Raw genomic sequence first — 15945 nt, 5'->3', positions numbered from 1 at the left:
GGCGCGGATACGGCACGGTGGAGTACGGCGTGACACGAGAGGAGCACCCGCATGTCGAACCACACCTACCGGGTCACCGAGATCGTCGGCACCTCGCACGAGGGCGTCGACCAGGCCATCCGCAACGGCATCGCCCGCGCCGACCAGACGCTGCGCAACCTGGACTGGTTCGAGGTGACCCAGGTCCGCGGCCAGATCGAGAACGGCCGCATCGAGCACTACCAGGTGGGCCTCAAGGTCGGCTTCCGCCTCGAACAGAGCGAGTGAGCGCCGTTCCTCAGGTACGCCCCTCGCGCTCCTGGCCGTCCCGCAGGGCGGCGGACCCGGCGGTCCAGCGGGCCCGGACGACGGTGAACCCGGCGCGCTCGGCGTCGTCGCAGACCAGCTCGTCGTCGTCCACGAGGAACCGGACCTCGCGGTCCCGGGCGAGCCGGCGCAGGACCGCCAGTTTGGTGAAGCGGGCCGGTCTGCGGTCGGCGTCGCCCCGCATGTGCACCCGCCCCTCGGGCAGCCCGTGCGCCGCCAGCCACTCCAGCGTGTCCCGGCGGTACCGCTCGGGACGGCCGGTGAGGTAGACGATCTCGCAGGCGCGGGCGGTCTCCGCCGCGAGCGCCACCCCCTCGGCGATCGGCGGGTCCGCGGGCGCCGCGGCGAAGAAGGCGTCCCAGTCGCGCGGCCGGCGCTGGAGGAAGTGCTGGCGGTGGGCGGTGTCGGCCAGCGTGTTGTCGAGGTCGAACACGGCGATCGGCCGCCCGCTGGTGTCGGTCACACCGCCACCCTAGGGGTGCTGTCGGGGTCAGACCGGGTGACCGAGCCGAGCCGGGCCAGGCCGAGCCGGACCGCACCGGGCCGTGCCGGACCGCCCGGCCGCTCCGCGTACCCACCGCAGACGTCCGGGGGAGATTCCCGACCCGCGGGCGTCAGGGGAGATCCCCGGTGCGTGGGGGGCCGGGGGAATCCCCGGACCGTGCGGGTGTTGAACCCTGCGTGAGCAGCGCAGTGATCTCCCGGACCCGGTTCTCCGTCCTCGACCGCTCCCGCATCCGCGAGGGCCACCCGCCCGCGCAGGCGCTGCGGGACACGGTCGCGCTCGCCGGGGAGGCGGAGGCGCTCGGCTATCACCGGTTCTGGGTGTCCGAGCACCACGGCGTGCCCGGGGTCGCCGGCTCCGCGCCGACCGTGCTCGCCGCCGCGGTCGCCGCGGCCACCCGCACCATCCGGGTCGGCACCGGCGGAGTCATGCTGCCCAACCACCGGCCGCTGGTCGTCGCCGAGCAGTTCGGGGTCCTGGAGTCGCTGTTCCCGGGCCGCATCGACATGGGGCTGGGCCGTTCCGTCGGCTTCACGGACGGGGTGCGCAAGGCGCTCGGCCGCGGCAAGGACGACGCCGAGGACTTCGCGGCGCAGCTCGGCGAACTGCTGGGCTGGTTCACGGGCGGCTCGCCGACCGGGGTGCGCGCCCGCCCCGCCGAGGGCCTGGCCGTGCCGCCGTTCGTGCTGGCGACGGGCGAGGGCGCGGCGATCGCGGCCCGCGCGGGCCTGCCCCTGGTCATCGGTGACCTGCGCGACCGGGAGAAGACGCTCCGCGGCATCGACCGCTACCGCTCCCTCTTCCGCCCCTCCGCCTGGGCGGACCGACCGTACGTCGTGGTCTCCGGCACGGTCGCGGTCGCCGGCACCGAGGCCGAGGCGCGACGGCTGCTGGTGCCCGAGGCCTGGTCGATGGCGTACGCGCGCACGCACGGCGCCTTCCCCCCGCTCGCCCCCGCCGAGTCGGTCGAGGGCCGCACGATGACCGGAAGGGAACGCGCCGTGTACGAGGCGGGTCTGGCCGGGCACATCGCCGGTACCGCGGAGCAGGTCGCGCGCGAGCTGGAGACGGTCCTGGCGGAGACCGCCGCCGAGGAGGTGCTCGTCACCACCAGCGGCTACGACCGCACGGCCCTCGTGGACTCCTACCGGCGGCTCGCCGCGCTCTTCGCACCGGGCCGGTGACCGGCCGGGGACGCCCCCAAGATGCGAACCCCGCCCCGGCCGGTGACCCTGGGAGGGCGAACCTCAAGCGACGAGGAGGGCTGCCATGTCCTTCATGGACAAGATCAAGGGCATGCTCAAGGGCCATGAGGGCATGGCCGACAAGGGCATCGACAAGGGCGGCGACTACATCGACCAGCGGACCGGCGACAAGTACAAGTCGCAGGTCGACACGGGTCAGGACAAGGTGAGGGACGAGTTCGGCACCCGGCCGCAGGACCGGGGCAACCCTCCGCAGTAGTGGCGCACGGGGGCGGATAGAGTTCCCCGGATGCACAGCCCCCACGACCCGTACGTCCGCGTCCGCGGCGCCCGTGAGCACAATCTCAGGGCCGTCGACGTGGACATCCCCCGCGACGTCCTGGCCGTGTTCACCGGCGTCTCCGGCTCCGGCAAGTCGTCCCTGGCGTTCGGCACGATCTACGCCGAGGCCCAGCGGCGGTACTTCGAGTCGGTGGCCCCGTACGCCCGCAGGCTGATCCACCAGGTCGGGGCGCCGAAGGTCGGGGAGATCACCGGGCTGCCGCCCGCCGTCTCACTGCAACAGCGCCGCTCGGCGCCGACCTCGCGCTCCTCGGTGGGCACGGTCACCAACCTCTCCAACTCCCTGCGCATGCTGTTCTCGCGCGCCGGAACCTACCCGCCCGGCGCCGAACGGCTCGACTCGGACGCGTTCTCGCCGAACACGGCGGCCGGCGCCTGTCCGGAGTGCCACGGCCTCGGACGGGTGCACGAGACCACCGAGGAGCTGCTGGTCCCGGATCCCTCGCTGTCCGTCCGCGAGGGCGCCGTCGCGGCCTGGCCGGGTGCCTGGCAGGGCAAGAACCTGCGGGACATCCTGGACACGCTCGGGTACGACGTGGACCGGCCCTGGCGCGAGCTGCCCGCCCGAGAGCGTGAGTGGATCCTGTTCACCGACGAGCAGCCGGTGGTCACCGTGCACCCGGTGCGGGACGCGGACCGTATCCAACGGCCGTACCAGGGCACGTACATGAGCGCCCGCCGGTCTGTGCTGAAGACGTTCTCCGACACCAAGTCCGCGACCCTGCGCGCGAAGGCGGAGCGATTCCTGACCAGCGCCCCCTGCCCCGTCTGCGGAGGCGGCCGGCTGCGGCCCGAGGCGCTCGCGGTGACCTTCGGCGGGCGGACCATCGCCGAGCTGGCCGCGCTGCCGCTGACCGAACTGGCGGGGCTGCTGGACGGCGGCGGCGAGACGGCCCGGGTGCTCGCGGCGGACCTGACGTCCCGGATCGCGCCGGTGGTCGAGCTGGGGCTCGGCTATCTGAGCCTGGACCGGGCCACTCCCACCCTGTCGGCGGGCGAGCTGCAACGGCTGCGGCTCGCCACCCAGTTGCGGTCCGGGCTGTTCGGCGTGGTGTACGTGCTGGACGAGCCGTCCGCGGGACTGCACCCGGCGGACACCGAGGCACTGCTCACCGTCCTGGACCGGCTCAAGGCGGCCGGCAACTCGGTCTTCGTCGTGGAGCACCACCTGGACGTGGTGCGCGGCGCCGACTGGCTGGTGGACGTGGGCCCCGGCGCGGGTGAGCACGGCGGGCGGGTGCTGTACAGCGGGCCGCCGGCCGAGCTGGCCTCGGTGGCGGAGTCGGCGACGGCCGCGTACCTCTTCGACGAGTCGCCCGGCCCGGCGCGTGAGGTGCGCGAGCCCCGCGGCTGGCTGACGGTCGGCCCGGTGACCCGGCACAATCTGCGCGGGGTGACGGCCCGGTTCCCGGTCGGCGCGTTCACCGCCGTCACCGGTGTCTCCGGTTCCGGGAAGTCCACGCTCATCGGCGAACTGACGGAGGACGTGCCCGGGGTGGAGCGACTGGTCCGGGTCGACCAGCGACCCATCGGCCGCACCCCGCGCTCCAACCTGGCCACCTACACGGGTCTGTTCGACGTCGTACGGAAGGTGTTCGCCGGCACCGAGGAGGCGCGGGCGAGCGGGTACGGGGTGGGGCGGTTCTCCTTCAACGTGCCCGGCGGACGCTGCGAGACCTGTCAGGGTGAGGGGTTCGTCAGTGTGGAGCTGCTGTTCCTGCCGAGCACCTACGCGCCCTGCCCGGACTGCGGGGGCGCCCGCTACAACCCCGAGACGCTCCGGGTGAGGTACCGGGGGCGGAGCATCGCCGACGTGCTGGACCTGACCGTGGAGGCCGCCGCGGAGTTCTTCGCGGACACCCCGGCCGCCGAACGGAGCCTGCGCACCCTGCTCGACGTGGGCCTCGGCTATCTGCGGCTCGGCCAGCCGGCGACCGAGCTGTCCGGCGGGGAGGCGCAGCGGATCAAGCTGGCGAGCGAACTCCAGCGGGGACGCCGGGGCCACACCCTGTACCTGCTGGACGAGCCGACGACCGGACTGCACCCGGCCGATGTGGAGGTGCTGATGGACCGGCTGCACGGACTGGTCGACACCGGGCACACGGTCGTCGTGGTCGAGCACGACATGACGGTGGTCGCGGGCGCCGACTGGGTCATCGACCTGGGCCCGGGCGGCGGCGACCGAGGCGGCCGGATCGTCGCCGCCGGCCCACCGAACCTCCTACCCGGAACGGAACACAGCGCCACGGCCCCTTACCTGGCCCGGGTCCTGCCCTGAGCCCCGGTTCATCCCACGCTCCCGCCCCCGCGGTCCGTCCGCCGGCGGCCGGACGGTGGGCGTCCGGGGCCGCGTTCAGCGTGCCGGGAGTCCGAGGGCCCGCGCGGGGCCGTCATGCAGGCCCGCCGGCGGTGGGCCGGGCCGGTCCGGTGTCTCCTCCAGCGCGCCGGCGACCAGGGCCGCGTGCGTCCAGGCCGGTTCCGGGGTGGCCGGCTGGGACGCTTGGGCCAGGGTTCGGCGGTCGGGGCGGGTGCCCGGGGGGATCGCCGGGCGGACGTCCACCTCGGCTACCAGGTCCCGGGTGCGGGCGACCCGCCACAGGGAGGCCAGCAGGGTGTCCTCGCCGACGAAGGCGGCCTCGGTGCCGGGGCCGCCGCCCTGTCGCCGGTAGCGCAGGCTGACCGGCTGGACGGGGACGCCCGCGTCGAGGGCGGCCTGGAAGACGGCTCGGCGGAAGCGGCCGTGGGCGCGTCCGCACCAGGTGCTGCCCTCGGGGAAGGCGGTCACGGCCGCGCCCTCGCGCAGGGCGCCGGCGATCCGGGCGACCGTGCCGGGCAGGGCGCGCAGCCGGTCCCGTTCGATGAACAGGGCTCCGCCGCGCGCGGCCAGCGCGCCCGCCACGGGCCACCGCCGGATCTCGGTCTTGGCGAGCATCCGGGCCGGGCGTACGGCGGTGAGCAGCGGGATGTCCAGCCACGAGACGTGGTTGGCGACCAGCAGCAGACCGCCGGCCGGTGCGGTGGCGCCGGTGACGCGGACGCGGACCCCGACGGCCCGGACGATCATCCGGCACCACCGCCTGACCCACTCGGCGGGCACCCTGCCGCCGAGCGGGGACAGCGCGATTCCGGCCAGCACCAGGGCGGCGACCGCGGTGAGCCGCAGTACGGCACGGGGTAGGGCCGCGGCGGCGCGGTCCGGTCCCAGGCAGGCGTCCGGGGTGCAGGGCGCGGTGGGCAGCCAGACGTTCATCAGGCCGGGACGAGGGAGAGGAAGTGCCGCAGGTAGCGCGGGTTGACCCGGCGCATCGACAGCAGGACGTACAGGTCGGCGACCCCGAAGTCGGGGTCGTGGGCGGGTTCGCCGCAGACCCAGGCGCCGAGCCGGAGGTAGCCCCGCAGCAGGGCGGGCAGCTCGCCGCGGGCGGGCGGGAGGAGGGTGCCGGCGGGCGGGGTCCAGGGCAGCAGCGGCCGGACCCGGAACTCCTCGGGTGCCAGGTGCTTGGTCCTGATCCGCTCCCAGGTGCCGGCGGCGAGGGCGCCGCCGTCGGCGAGCGGGACGGAGCAGCAGCCGGCCAGCCACTCGTGGCCCCGGTCGGTCATGTACCGGGCTATGCCGGCCCAGATCAGGCCGATGACGGCGCCGTCGCGGTGGTCGGGGTGGACGCAGGAGCGGCCGACCTCGACCAGGCCGGGCCGGATCGCGTCGAGCGCGGCCAGGTCGAACTCGCCGTCGGAGTACAGCCGGCCCGCGACCGCGGCCCGTTCCGGCGGCAGCAGCCGGTAGGTGCCGACGACCTGCCCGGTCACCGTGGACCGGACGAGGAGGTGGTCGCAGTAGGCGTCGAAGGCGTCGATGTCGTGCCCCGGCTCCGCGGTGGCCAGCAGGGCTCCCATCTCCCCGGCGAAGACGTCGTGCCGCAGCCGCTGCGCGGCACGCACGTCGGCCTCGTCGCGGGCGAGGGTGACGGTGTAGCGAGCGGGGGCCGCGGGCTGCGGGGGACGGTCGAGGGTGGATACGCCGGTCATGGCTCTCTCCTGGTCACGGGCCGGTTCGGCGACGGCGGCGGGCGTGTGCACGACCCGCCGCTCCTGTTCTTCCGATGTCGGTTGGCCGGTGCGTGACCGGTGCCGGGAGAAGGGATGTGAGGGTGGTGAACGCCGGGATCGGGCGGTCGGCCGTCCTGGGTCCCACGCACCCGGCGGGCAGCCGCCCGGCCGCCTCCCGGCCGGGCGCCCGCTCGGGTCGAGGGCGCCCGTGCCCCAAGATCCGTGCGGAGACCACCGGGGCCGGTGAAACGAGACGGGGCCGGGTGAGCACCTCCCCGGCCCCGCCCGCCCGCCACTCGGCGAACGTCCCTTCGGCGGTCAGCGCCTGCCCGCCTTCCGGGTGGCCCGCAGCCACTCCCGGTTCATGCTCGTGATCGACACCAGGGGGATGCCCTTGGGGCAGGCGGTCGCGCACTCACCGGCCAGTGTGCAGCCGCCGAATCCCTCCGCGTCCATCTGCGCCACCATGTCCAGCACCCGGCTCTCCCGCTCGGGCGCCCCCTGGGGCAGCACGCCCAGGTGGTTGACCTTGGCGGAGGTGAACAGCATCGCCGCCCCGTTGGGGCACGCTGCCACGCACGCCCCGCAGCCGATGCACTCCGCGTGCTCGAAGGCGAAGTCGGCGTCGGCCTTCGGCACCGGTGTGGCGTGCGCCTCCGGCGCGGACCCGGTGGGCGCGGTGACGTAGCCGCCGGCCTGGATGATCCGGTCGAACGCCGACCGGTCCACCACCAGGTCCTTGATCACCGGGAAGGCGGACGCCCGCCAGGGTTCGACGTCGATCGTGTCGCCGTCCGCGAAGGACCGCATGTGCAGCTGGCAGGTGGTGGTGCGCTCCGGTCCGTGCGCGTCGCCGTTGATGACCAGCGAGCACGCGCCGCAGATGCCCTCGCGGCAGTCGTGGTCGAAGGCGACCGGCTCCTCGCCGGAGAGGATGAGCCGCTCGTTGAGGACGTCCAGCATCTCCAGGAAGGACATGTCGGGCGAGATGTCGTCCACCTCGTAGGTGGACATCGCTCCTTCGGCGTCGGCGTTCTTCTGCCGCCAGACGCGCAGGGTGAGCTTCATGCGTAGCTCCGCTGGGTGGGGTGGACGTACTCGAAGACCAGGTCTTCCCTGTGCAGGACGGGGGCCTCGCCGGTGCCGGTGAACTCCCAGGCGGCGGCGTAGGAGAAGGCGTCGTCGTCGCGGGCCGCCTCGCCGTCCGGGGTCTGGGACTCCTCGCGGAAGTGGCCGCCGCAGGACTCGGTGCGGTGCAGCGCGTCGAGGCACATCAGCTCGGCCAGCTCCAGGTAGTCGACGATCCGGTTGGCCTTCTCCAGGGACTGGTTGAACTCCTCGCCGGTGCCGGGCACCTTGATCCGGCGCCAGAACTCCTCGCGGATCTGCGGGATGCGCTCCAGAGCTTTGCGCAGTCCCGCGTCGGTGCGCGCCATGCCGCAGAACTCCCACATCAGCTCGCCGATTTCGCGGTGGAAGGAGTCGGGGGTGCGGTCGCCGTCGACGGCCAGCAGCAGGTTGAGCCGGTCCTCGGTCTCGGCCAGCACCTGCTGTACGGCCGGGTGTTCACCGGTCACCGGGTCCTGGTGAGGGTTGCGGGCCAGGTAGTCGTTGATGGTGGCCGGCAGCACGAAGTAGCCGTCGGCCAGGCCCTGCATCAGCGCGGAGGCGCCGAGCCGGTTGGCCCCGTGGTCGGAGAAGTTGGCCTCGCCGATCGCGAACAGGCCCGGGACGGTGGTCTGGAGGTCGTAGTCGACCCACAGGCCGCCCATCGTGTAGTGCACGGCCGGGTAGATCCGCATCGGCACCTCGTACGGATCCTCGTCGGTGATCCGCTGGTACATGTCGAAGAGGTTGCCGTACTTGGCCTCGACGGCCTCGCGGCCCATGCGCCGGACGGCGTCGGCGAAGTCCAGGTAGACGCCCTGTCCGCCGGGGCCCACTCCCCTGCCCTCGTCGCAGACGTTCTTCGCGGCGCGGGAGGCGATGTCGCGCGGGACCAGGTTGCCGAAGGCCGGGTAGATGCGTTCGAGGTAGTAGTCGCGTTCGTCCTCGGGGATCCGGTGCGGTGGGCGGGTGTCGCCCTGGGCCTTCGGCACCCAGATCCGGCCGTCGTTGCGCAGCGACTCGCTCATCAGCGTCAGCTTGGACTGGTGGTCGCCGGTGCGCGGGATGCAGGTGGGGTGGATCTGGGTGAAGCAGGGGTTGGCGAAGTGGGCGCCGCGCCGGTGCGCCCGCCAGACGGCGGTGGCGTTGGAGTTCATGGCGTTGGTCGACAGGTAGAAGACGTTGCCGTAGCCGCCGGAGGCGAGCACGACGGCGTCCGCGAAGTAGGTGTCGACACGGCCGGTGATCAGGTCCCTCGCGACGATGCCGCGGGCCCGTCCGTCGACGACGATCAGGTCCAGCATCTCGGTGCGCGGGTGCATCTCCACGTTGCCGGCGGCGATCTGCCGGGACAGCGCCTGGTAGGCGCCGAGCAGCAGCTGCTGGCCCGTCTGGCCGCGGGCGTAGAAGGTGCGGGATACCTGGACGCCGCCGAAGGACCGGGTGTCGAGCAGGCCGCCGTACTCGCGGGCGAAGGGCACGCCCTGGGCCACGCACTGGTCGATGATCTCGACGGAGATCTGGGCGAGGCGGTACACGTTGGACTCCCGGGCGCGGAAGTCGCCGCCCTTGACGGTGTCGTAGAACAGCCGGTGCACGGAATCGCCGTCGTTGCGGTAGTTCTTCGCCGCGTTGATGCCTCCTTGCGCGGCGATGGAGTGGGCGCGGCGCGGGGAGTCCTGGTAGCAGAACTGGACGACGTGGTAGCCCTGTTCGGCGAGGGTGGCACCGGCGGAGCCGCCCGCGAGGCCGGTGCCCACCACGATCACCGTGTGCCTCCGCCGGTTGGCGGGGTTGACCAGCCTGGCCTCGAAGCGGCGCTTGTCCCAGCGCTCCGCGACCGGCCCGGACGGGGCCTTGGTGTCGGTGACCGGTGTGCCGGTCGTGTAGTCGGTGTACGTCATGGTCAGCTCACCACTCCGGTCATGACGCCCACGGGTACGGCGATGAAGCCGGCCGTGAGCAGCAGCGCGAGGATGTCGGCGATGGTCTTCAGGGCGCGGTCGCGGGCGCGGCTGCCGACGCCGAGGGTCTGGGCGGCGCTCCAGAAGCCGTGCCGGATGTGCAGGCCGAGCGCGAGCATCGCGACGATGTAGACGACGTCTCCGTACCAGGTGGAGAAGGTGTCCACGACGTTCTGGTACGGGTGTCCCTCCTGGAAGCCGCCGGGGTGCACGGTGCCGGTCGTCAGGTCCAGCAGGTGCCAGACGATGAACAGGCCGAGGATGACGCCGCCCCAGCGCATGGTCCGGGTGGCGTAGCTCGCCCGCGGCTTCCTGTGCACGTACTTGCCGGGGCGTGCCCTGATGTCGCGGCGGCTGAGCTGGTAGGCGGCGGTGGCGTGGGCGACCACGGCGACGACGAGGACGATCCGGATGAGCCAGAGCGTCCACTCGTAGTGCATGAACGGTTCGCCGACGGTGCGCAGCCACTGGGCGTAGTGGTTGAACTCGCCCGCGCCGAAGAAGATCTTCAGGTTGCCGATCATGTGCGCCACCAGGTAGAGCAGCATGATCAGTCCGCTGACGGCCATCACCGTCTTCTTGCCGACGGAGCTGTCCCACACGGTGCGCGCCATGGACGGTCGTCGGTCCGTCCGCGTTGCCAGAGCCATGGCAAGCACGCTAGGGCCGAAGGTCCCGATCGGTCCAAGACATGGTCCGGTTTGATTCCATAGGCTGGGACTATCCTGGCAGCGTGCAGCTTCAGCAGCTCCAATACTTCGTGGCCGTCGCCGAGACCCGGCACTTCACCCGGGCCGCCGAGCGGGTCCATGTCGCCCAGCCGTCGCTGTCGCAGCAGATCAAGGCGTTGGAGCGGGAGCTGGGCGCGGATCTCTTCCTGCGCGCCCGGGGCAACATCACGCTCACCGACGCCGGCGAGGCGCTGCTGCCGCTGGCCCGGCGGATCCTGGCCGACGCGGACACCGCCCGGCACGAGGTGCAGGAGCTGGTCCAGCTGCGCCGGGGGCGGGTGCGGCTGGGGGCGACGCCGAGTCTGTGCACGGGGCTGCTGCCGGACGTGCTGCGGGCGTTCCACGACCGCTACCCGGGCATCCGGCTGCTGATCGAGGAGGGCGGCTCGCACGACCTGGTGCGGGAGCTGGCGCGGGGCGCGCTCGACCTGGCGCTGATCGTGCTGCCGCTGCCGACGCCGGCGCCCGCGCTGACCACCGTGGAGCTGCTGCGCGAGGACCTGGTGGTGGTGTCCTCACCGGAGGCGCCGGTGCCCGGCCGGGGCGGGCGCCCCGTGCGCGTCGCCGACCTGGAGGGCGAGCGGATGGTGATGTTCCGGCACGGCTACGACCTGCGCGAGCTGACCGTGGCGGCGTGCCGGGCCGAGGGCTTCGAGCCGGACTTCGCCGTGGAGGGCGGCGAGATGGACGCGGTGCTGGGGTTCGTGCGGGCCGGGCTGGGCGTCGCGGTGGTCCCGCGGATGGTCGCCACCCGGGCCGGGCGGGGGCTGCGGGTGACCCCGCTGGCCCGGCCCGGACTGCACCGCGCCATCGCGCTCGCCCACCGCAGCGATGTGGCTCCGCCGCGGGCGGCCCGGGAACTGCAACGGATGCTGCTGGAGCGGTGAGTCAACGGTCCGGCGTGCCCGTTCGGCCCGCCGGGCGTTCAGCCCGGGGCGTCCACCAGTGCCAGGTCGTGGAGTCTCTCCGGCGGTCCGGGACGCGCGTAGTACCAGCCCTGGGCCGTGTCGCAGCCCAGTTCCCGCAGCTGGTCGGCCTGGGCGCCGGTCTCCACGCCCTCGACCGTGACCGCCAGGTCCAGGCTGTGGGCCAGCGAGACGATGCCCTCCACGATCTTCAGGTCGACGGGATCGGCCGGGAACTGCTGCATGCCCTGGGTGAAGGAGCGGTCCAGTTTGAGGACGCTCACCGGCAGCCGGCGCAGGTTGGCGAGGTTGGAGTAGCCGGTGCCGAAGTCGTCCAGGGCGATGTCGACGCCCATCTCGGCGAGTCGGCGCAGGGGTTTGAGGAGATCGTCGTCGGCGCCGATGAGGGCCGACTCGGTGACCTCCAGGCAGAGGGCGTCGGGGGTGACGCCCGCCCGCTCCAGGATGTCGACCGTGTCCTGGACCAGACCGGGGTGGCTGAGCTGGCAGGGCGAGAGGTTGACGTTGATGCGCAGCGGACCGGCGGCGGCCTCGTCGGCGTGCCGCTCGCGCCAGGAGCGGGCCTGCCTGATCGACTCCTCCAGGACCCAGCGGCCCAGCGGGACGATCAGACCCGTGTGCTCGGCCAGCGGGATGAAGCGGTCGGGGCCGAGGATGCCGTGCTGCGGATGCAGCCAGCGCACCAGCGCCTCGGCGCCGCGCACACTGCCGTCGCCGAGGTGGACCAGGGGCTGGTACTCGATGAAGAACTCGCCGCGCTCCAGGGCGGTGGGCAGGGCGGTGGTGAGGCCGTGCCGGGTGATGGCACGGGCGTCGGCCTCGGGGTCGGCGAGCTCGAATCGGTTGCCGCCCGCCGACTTGGCCCGGTACATGGTGATGTCGGCGCTGCGCAGCACCTCGGCGGCGGTGCGCTCGCCGGCCGGGCCCTCGACGATGCCGAGGCTGCCGCGGACCAGGAGATCACGGCCGTCGATGCTGATGGGCGTCACCAGGGCGTTCATGATGCGCTCGGCCAGCTCGTCGACCTCGCGCTCGGTGCCGGGACCGGTGGTCAGCGCCACGAACTCGTCGCCGCCGAGCCGGGCGACCATCTCGCCGGGCGCGGTCGCGCAGGACTGGAGGCGGTCCGCGACCTCCACCAGCAGCCGGTCGCCGGCCGCGTGGCCGAGGCTGTCGTTGATGGTCTTGAAGCCGTCCAGGTCCAGGTAGCACAGGCCGAAACGCTGGCCCTCGCCCGCGTTGAGGGCCTTCTCCAGCCGCTCGAAGAACAGGGTGCGGTTGGGCAGTCCGGTGAGGGCGTCGTGGGTGGCCTCGTAGCGCAGCCGCAGGTTGAGCAGCCGGCGCTCGGTGGTGTCCTCCATGAGGGCGAGCTGGTACTGCGGGCGGCCGTCGGCGTCGCGCAGCAGGGAGACCGTCAGATTGGTCCACAGCGCCGTGCCGTCGGGGCGGTTGAACGCCTTCTCCAGGTGGTAGTGCTCGCGCTCGCCGCGCACGAGTTCGTCGTAGAGCCGCCAGGTCTGCGGGGCGTCCTCGGGGTGCACCCAGTCCTGGACGCGCCGGCCGCGCAGGGTCGTCGCGGTGAGGCCGAACATGCGCAGCAGCGCCTCGTTGACCTGGAGGATGTTGCCGTCCAGGTCGGCGATGCCGATCCCTATGGCGGCGCCCTCGAAGACGGCGCGGAAGCGGGCCTCGCTCGCGTGCAGCGCCTGGGCGACCACGCCCTGGGCGCGCAGCGCGGCCTGGGCGATGGACTCCTGCTCGGCGAGGGTGCGCGTGCGCAGCGCCTGGGCGTACCCGGCGGCCATCGCGTGCTGCAACCGGGAGGAGCGCATGCGCAGTTCGTCCTGCGGGCCGTCGCCGCCGCAGTACAGCACCAGGTACGCGTCGACGCAGTCCAGGGTGCGGGTCAGCGCCTCGGGGTCGGTGCAGTGCGCCCCGACCAGGGCGGCGCCGACGGCCTTCGCCGCGTCCGCGTCGAAGCTGCGGGTATGCAGCAGCTCACTCAACCGGCGTGCGAGGGGCAGGAGTTGTTCCTCGAACTCGGTGCGGGTCAGCGACGTGGAGGTCACCGGGAAGACCGCCCGGCTCCAGATCGTCGTCAGCCTGCGGAGTCTGTCCTCCGGCCCGTCCGGCTCCGCGCTCACGCCGTACGTCCCACGCCGGCGTACCCGGAGAAGGCATAGGGGTCCTCGTCCTCCGGCGCCGAGTCCGGGCGCCAGTGCGGCATCGGCACCAGTCCGGGTTCCACCATGTCGTACCCCTCGAAGAACCGCGCGATCTCCTCGCGCGAGCGCATGATCAGCGGATTGCGGATGTCCTTGTACACGTCGACCGCGCCCTCGGCCCGCTCGGCGGGCTGCGGGATCCCCTCGTACGAGGCATGGGTGAGGATCAGCAGGCTGCCGGGCGCGAGCGCCTTGCGCAGCTCGGCCACGGCACCGTAGGGGTCGTCCGCGTCTTCCACGAAGTGCAGTATGGCAACGAGGAGCAGGGCCACTGGCCGATTCAGGTCGATCAGCCGCGCCAGTCGGGGGCTTTCGAGGATCTCCCGGGGCCGCCGGAGGTCGGCCGCGACCACGTCCGCGTCGTCGTCGCCGGCCAGGACGGCCTCGCTGTGGGCGACGGCTACCGGGTCGTGGTCGACGTAGACCACGCGGGCGCCCGGCGCCGCCGCGCGGGCCACCTCGTGGACGTTGCCGAACGTCGGGATGCCGGAGCCGATGTCGAGGAACTGGGTGATGCCCTCACCGGCCGCGAACCGCACGGCCCGGCGCATGAACGCCCGGTTCGCCTGCATGGTCTTGGGCAGACCAGGCAGGAACTCCATGGCTTTGCGCGCCGCTTCCCGGTCGACCTCGAAGTTGTGCGAACCGCCCAGGTAGTAGTCGTAGATCCGCGAGACGCTGGGCACCGTGATGTCGATGCTCCGTGGGGCCCAGGCGGGACGCTCCATGTATGTCTCCAAGGCGTGGACAGGTGTAGGCGATCCGGTGTTCGAGCTGAGGCTACTGATCGCCCGCCAAAGGAGCGACCCGAAACGGAAATTGACCATCCGTTCCCGGTCACTGCCTCCGGCATGTGCCCGTACGACCCCGCTGTGTGACGGCTCGTGGCCGTGCGTGTTCCCGCGCACACGACGATCCGCCCCCTCCGCGCGGTGCGGAGGGGGCGGATCCCGGTCGCCCGCCGGGCCGGGGCGGTCGGTCGGTCGGCCGGTCGGTCGGTCGGTCGGTCGGCGGAGGGTGGTCTACTCGCCGGGTGCGCCGACCGCCTTGCCGTCGGGCGAGACGGCGTACCAGGTGCCGCCCACGCCCTGGCCGTTGGTGTCGCCCGGGGCCTTGTCCCCGGAGAAGGTGTAGACCGGCCAGCAGTTGACGGTCATCTGCCGCACGCCGTCGGAACGGGTGAAGGGCATGAGGCCCTTCTTCTTCACCCCCTTGGTGTCACCGGCCGCGACCGGGCCGACGGCCGGCCACTTCTCCAGGCAGGTCCCGGTGCAGCGGGAGACGGACTCGGGCCATGCCTGGTCCTTCAGGAAGCGGTAGACCGTCCTGCCGTTCCGGTCGACGACGATGTCGCCGAGCTTGGCGTCCTTACGGACGGACAGACCGGGCAGGCCGGACGACTCGGCCTTCCTGCCGGTCGGGGCGAGCGCGAACCACTTGCCGCCCACGCCCTGGCCGTTGACGTCACCGGCGTTGACGTCCTTGGCGTAGCGGTAGGCCGGCCAGCCGCCGATGGTGAGCTGCCGGGTGCCGTCGGCTCGGCGGACCTCGCCGAGCCATGCCTTGTCGATGCCCGCGCCGGCGGTGGCGTCGGCGGCGGGGACCGGCGGCCAGGTGGTGGCGCAGTCGCCCTCGCAGTGCGACGTGGGCGGGTCGGCGGTGTCCTTGTCGAACCGGTAGAGGGTGAGGCCGGAGCCGTCGGTCAGTACGTCGCCCAGTTCCGGGTCGCCCGCCACGGTCAGCTCGCCCGCGGGGGTGACCGGGGCCGGGGAGGCGGTGCCCTGGTCGGCGCCGTACCCGTTGCCCGTGCCGGGCGCGGCCGCGCCGCCCGGGCTGCCGTAGTCGTCGGCCGCGGCCGTGGCCCCGATGTTCCGGGCCGCCGACGCGGGGGTGGTGGCACTGTCCTGACCGCACGCCGTCGTCAGCACCAGCACCGAGGCGGCCGCGGCCACCAGTGAGGCGGTCCGCCAGGAGGTATTCATCGGTCGGCTCCCCATCATCGCCTGGCTGCCGCGGCGCCCTGCCGCGCCGCCGCACGGCCATGGGTACGCACCGCACCGTCCGCCGCGTTCAACGGCGGCCGGACTTTCCCCGGCCAAACCTCCGATCACCCCATCTCCCTCTTTCGGAGCAATCTCGGCGCACTACGGGATGCGACGACCGTCGGCGCCTCATGATCTCGGTCGTGCATGGACCCGAAGTGACCCGATGCGCGCCCGCCGCACGGGTGTCGGCCCTGCTGGCGCTGGTCTGGGCCCTGGTGGGCTGCCCGGCCGGCACCGCGTCGGCCGACGCCTGCGCGTACGCCTCGACGGGACCGGACGGCACGGTGGCGGTGGCCCACGCCGACGGCCACCACCGGCCCGATCCGCCCGGCCACCACCGGCCCCACCTTCCCGGCCACCACTGGCCCCACCCGCCCTGCCCGGTGCCGACACCGCCCCCGTGTCCGCCCACACCCACGCCGACGCCCACACCCACGCCGACGCCCACTCCCTCCCCGACGCCGACGCCGACACCGCCGCCGGAGCCGACGCCCGTGCCCACGCCGACACCGGAACCGCCACCGCCACCGACCCCCGCCTCT

General features: G+C 73.1%; 14 protein-coding genes. 5 read left to right on the top strand and 9 right to left on the bottom strand.

The genetic code is table 11. From position 1 onward, the window contains the following. Positions 1-51: 51 nt before the first annotated feature. Positions 52-267, top strand: a complete 216-nt coding sequence (locus IF37_RS0104555) for a dodecin (RefSeq protein ID WP_030736510.1) — start codon at positions 52-54, stop codon at positions 265-267. 10 nt (positions 268-277) lie between these two features. Here IF37_RS0104555 and IF37_RS0104550 read toward each other — a convergent pair whose 3' ends face one another. Then, the gene (locus tag IF37_RS0104550) at positions 278-769 is read right to left on the bottom strand and encodes an HAD family acid phosphatase (protein WP_030736507.1); all 492 of its coding nucleotides are present in this window, start codon (positions 767-769) and stop codon (positions 278-280) included. Between the two features lie 218 nt (positions 770-987). On the opposite strand from IF37_RS0104550, the gene IF37_RS0104545 reads away from it, so the two are divergent. From IF37_RS0104545 to IF37_RS0104535, 3 genes are all read left to right on the top strand, one after another. After that, a complete protein-coding gene (locus IF37_RS0104545; RefSeq protein WP_030736504.1) occupies positions 988-1995 on the top strand; it encodes an LLM class flavin-dependent oxidoreductase in 1008 nt (335 codons plus the stop codon). 85 nt (positions 1996-2080) lie between these two features. Beyond that, positions 2081-2275 (top strand): antitoxin, encoded by a 195-nt coding sequence (locus tag IF37_RS0104540; protein ID WP_030736501.1) that lies wholly within the window; start codon positions 2081-2083, stop codon positions 2273-2275. Positions 2276-2305: 30 nt separating this feature from the next. Further along, positions 2306-4636 carry an excinuclease ABC subunit UvrA gene (locus IF37_RS0104535; protein ID WP_030736499.1) on the top strand — a complete coding sequence of 777 codons (2331 nt, stop codon included), beginning with the start codon at positions 2306-2308 and terminating at the stop codon, positions 4634-4636. Positions 4637-4711: 75 nt separating this feature from the next. On the opposite strand, the gene IF37_RS0104530 is transcribed toward IF37_RS0104535, so the two are convergent. From IF37_RS0104530 to IF37_RS0104510, 5 genes are all read right to left on the bottom strand, one after another. After that, the gene (locus IF37_RS0104530; protein ID WP_052844970.1) at positions 4712-5608 is read right to left on the bottom strand and encodes a 1-acyl-sn-glycerol-3-phosphate acyltransferase; all 897 of its coding nucleotides are present in this window, start codon (positions 5606-5608) and stop codon (positions 4712-4714) included. Continuing rightward, a complete protein-coding gene (locus IF37_RS0104525; protein ID WP_030736495.1) occupies positions 5608-6384 on the bottom strand; it encodes a GNAT family N-acetyltransferase in 777 nt (258 codons plus the stop codon). Before IF37_RS0104525 ends, IF37_RS0104530 begins: the two co-directional genes overlap by 1 nt. 339 nt (positions 6385-6723) lie before the next feature. Beyond that, the gene (locus tag IF37_RS0104520) at positions 6724-7473 is read right to left on the bottom strand and encodes a succinate dehydrogenase/fumarate reductase iron-sulfur subunit (protein ID WP_030736493.1); all 750 of its coding nucleotides are present in this window, start codon (positions 7471-7473) and stop codon (positions 6724-6726) included. Next, positions 7470-9416 (bottom strand): fumarate reductase/succinate dehydrogenase flavoprotein subunit, encoded by a 1947-nt coding sequence (locus IF37_RS0104515; protein ID WP_030736491.1) that lies wholly within the window; start codon positions 9414-9416, stop codon positions 7470-7472. Before IF37_RS0104515 ends, IF37_RS0104520 begins: the two co-directional genes overlap by 4 nt. A 2-nt stretch (positions 9417-9418) precedes the next feature. Beyond that, positions 9419-10090: a succinate dehydrogenase gene (locus tag IF37_RS0104510; protein WP_030736479.1), complete on the bottom strand. Its 672-nt coding sequence runs from the start codon at positions 10088-10090 to the stop codon at positions 9419-9421. Between the two features lie 119 nt (positions 10091-10209). On the opposite strand from IF37_RS0104510, the gene IF37_RS0104505 reads away from it, so the two are divergent. Continuing rightward, entirely contained in the window at positions 10210-11094 is an 885-nt protein-coding gene (locus tag IF37_RS0104505; protein WP_030736475.1) for a LysR family transcriptional regulator, read from the top strand. Between the two features lie 38 nt (positions 11095-11132). On the opposite strand, the gene IF37_RS0104500 is transcribed toward IF37_RS0104505, so the two are convergent. The 3 genes from IF37_RS0104500 to IF37_RS0104490 all read right to left on the bottom strand — a co-directional run bounded on the left by IF37_RS0104500 (position 11133) and on the right by IF37_RS0104490 (position 15340). Beyond that, positions 11133-13277, bottom strand: coding sequence for a bifunctional diguanylate cyclase/phosphodiesterase (locus IF37_RS0104500; RefSeq protein ID WP_030736472.1), 2145 nt, complete (start codon positions 13275-13277; stop codon positions 11133-11135). Then, the gene (locus IF37_RS0104495) at positions 13274-14086 is read right to left on the bottom strand and encodes an SAM-dependent methyltransferase (protein ID WP_030736469.1); all 813 of its coding nucleotides are present in this window, start codon (positions 14084-14086) and stop codon (positions 13274-13276) included. The genes IF37_RS0104500 and IF37_RS0104495 overlap by 4 nt, the downstream gene beginning before the upstream one ends. A gap of 294 nt (positions 14087-14380) precedes the next feature. Then, the gene (locus tag IF37_RS0104490) at positions 14381-15340 is read right to left on the bottom strand and encodes an SCO0930 family lipoprotein (RefSeq protein WP_030736466.1); all 960 of its coding nucleotides are present in this window, start codon (positions 15338-15340) and stop codon (positions 14381-14383) included. Between the last annotated feature and the right edge of the window lie 605 nt (positions 15341-15945).

Origin of the sequence: Streptomyces sp. NRRL S-31, from assembly GCF_000718775.1 — a bacterium.
Lineage (GTDB): Bacteria > Actinomycetota > Actinomycetes > Streptomycetales > Streptomycetaceae > Streptomyces.
This window is presented reverse-complemented; position numbering and strand designations above follow the sequence as displayed.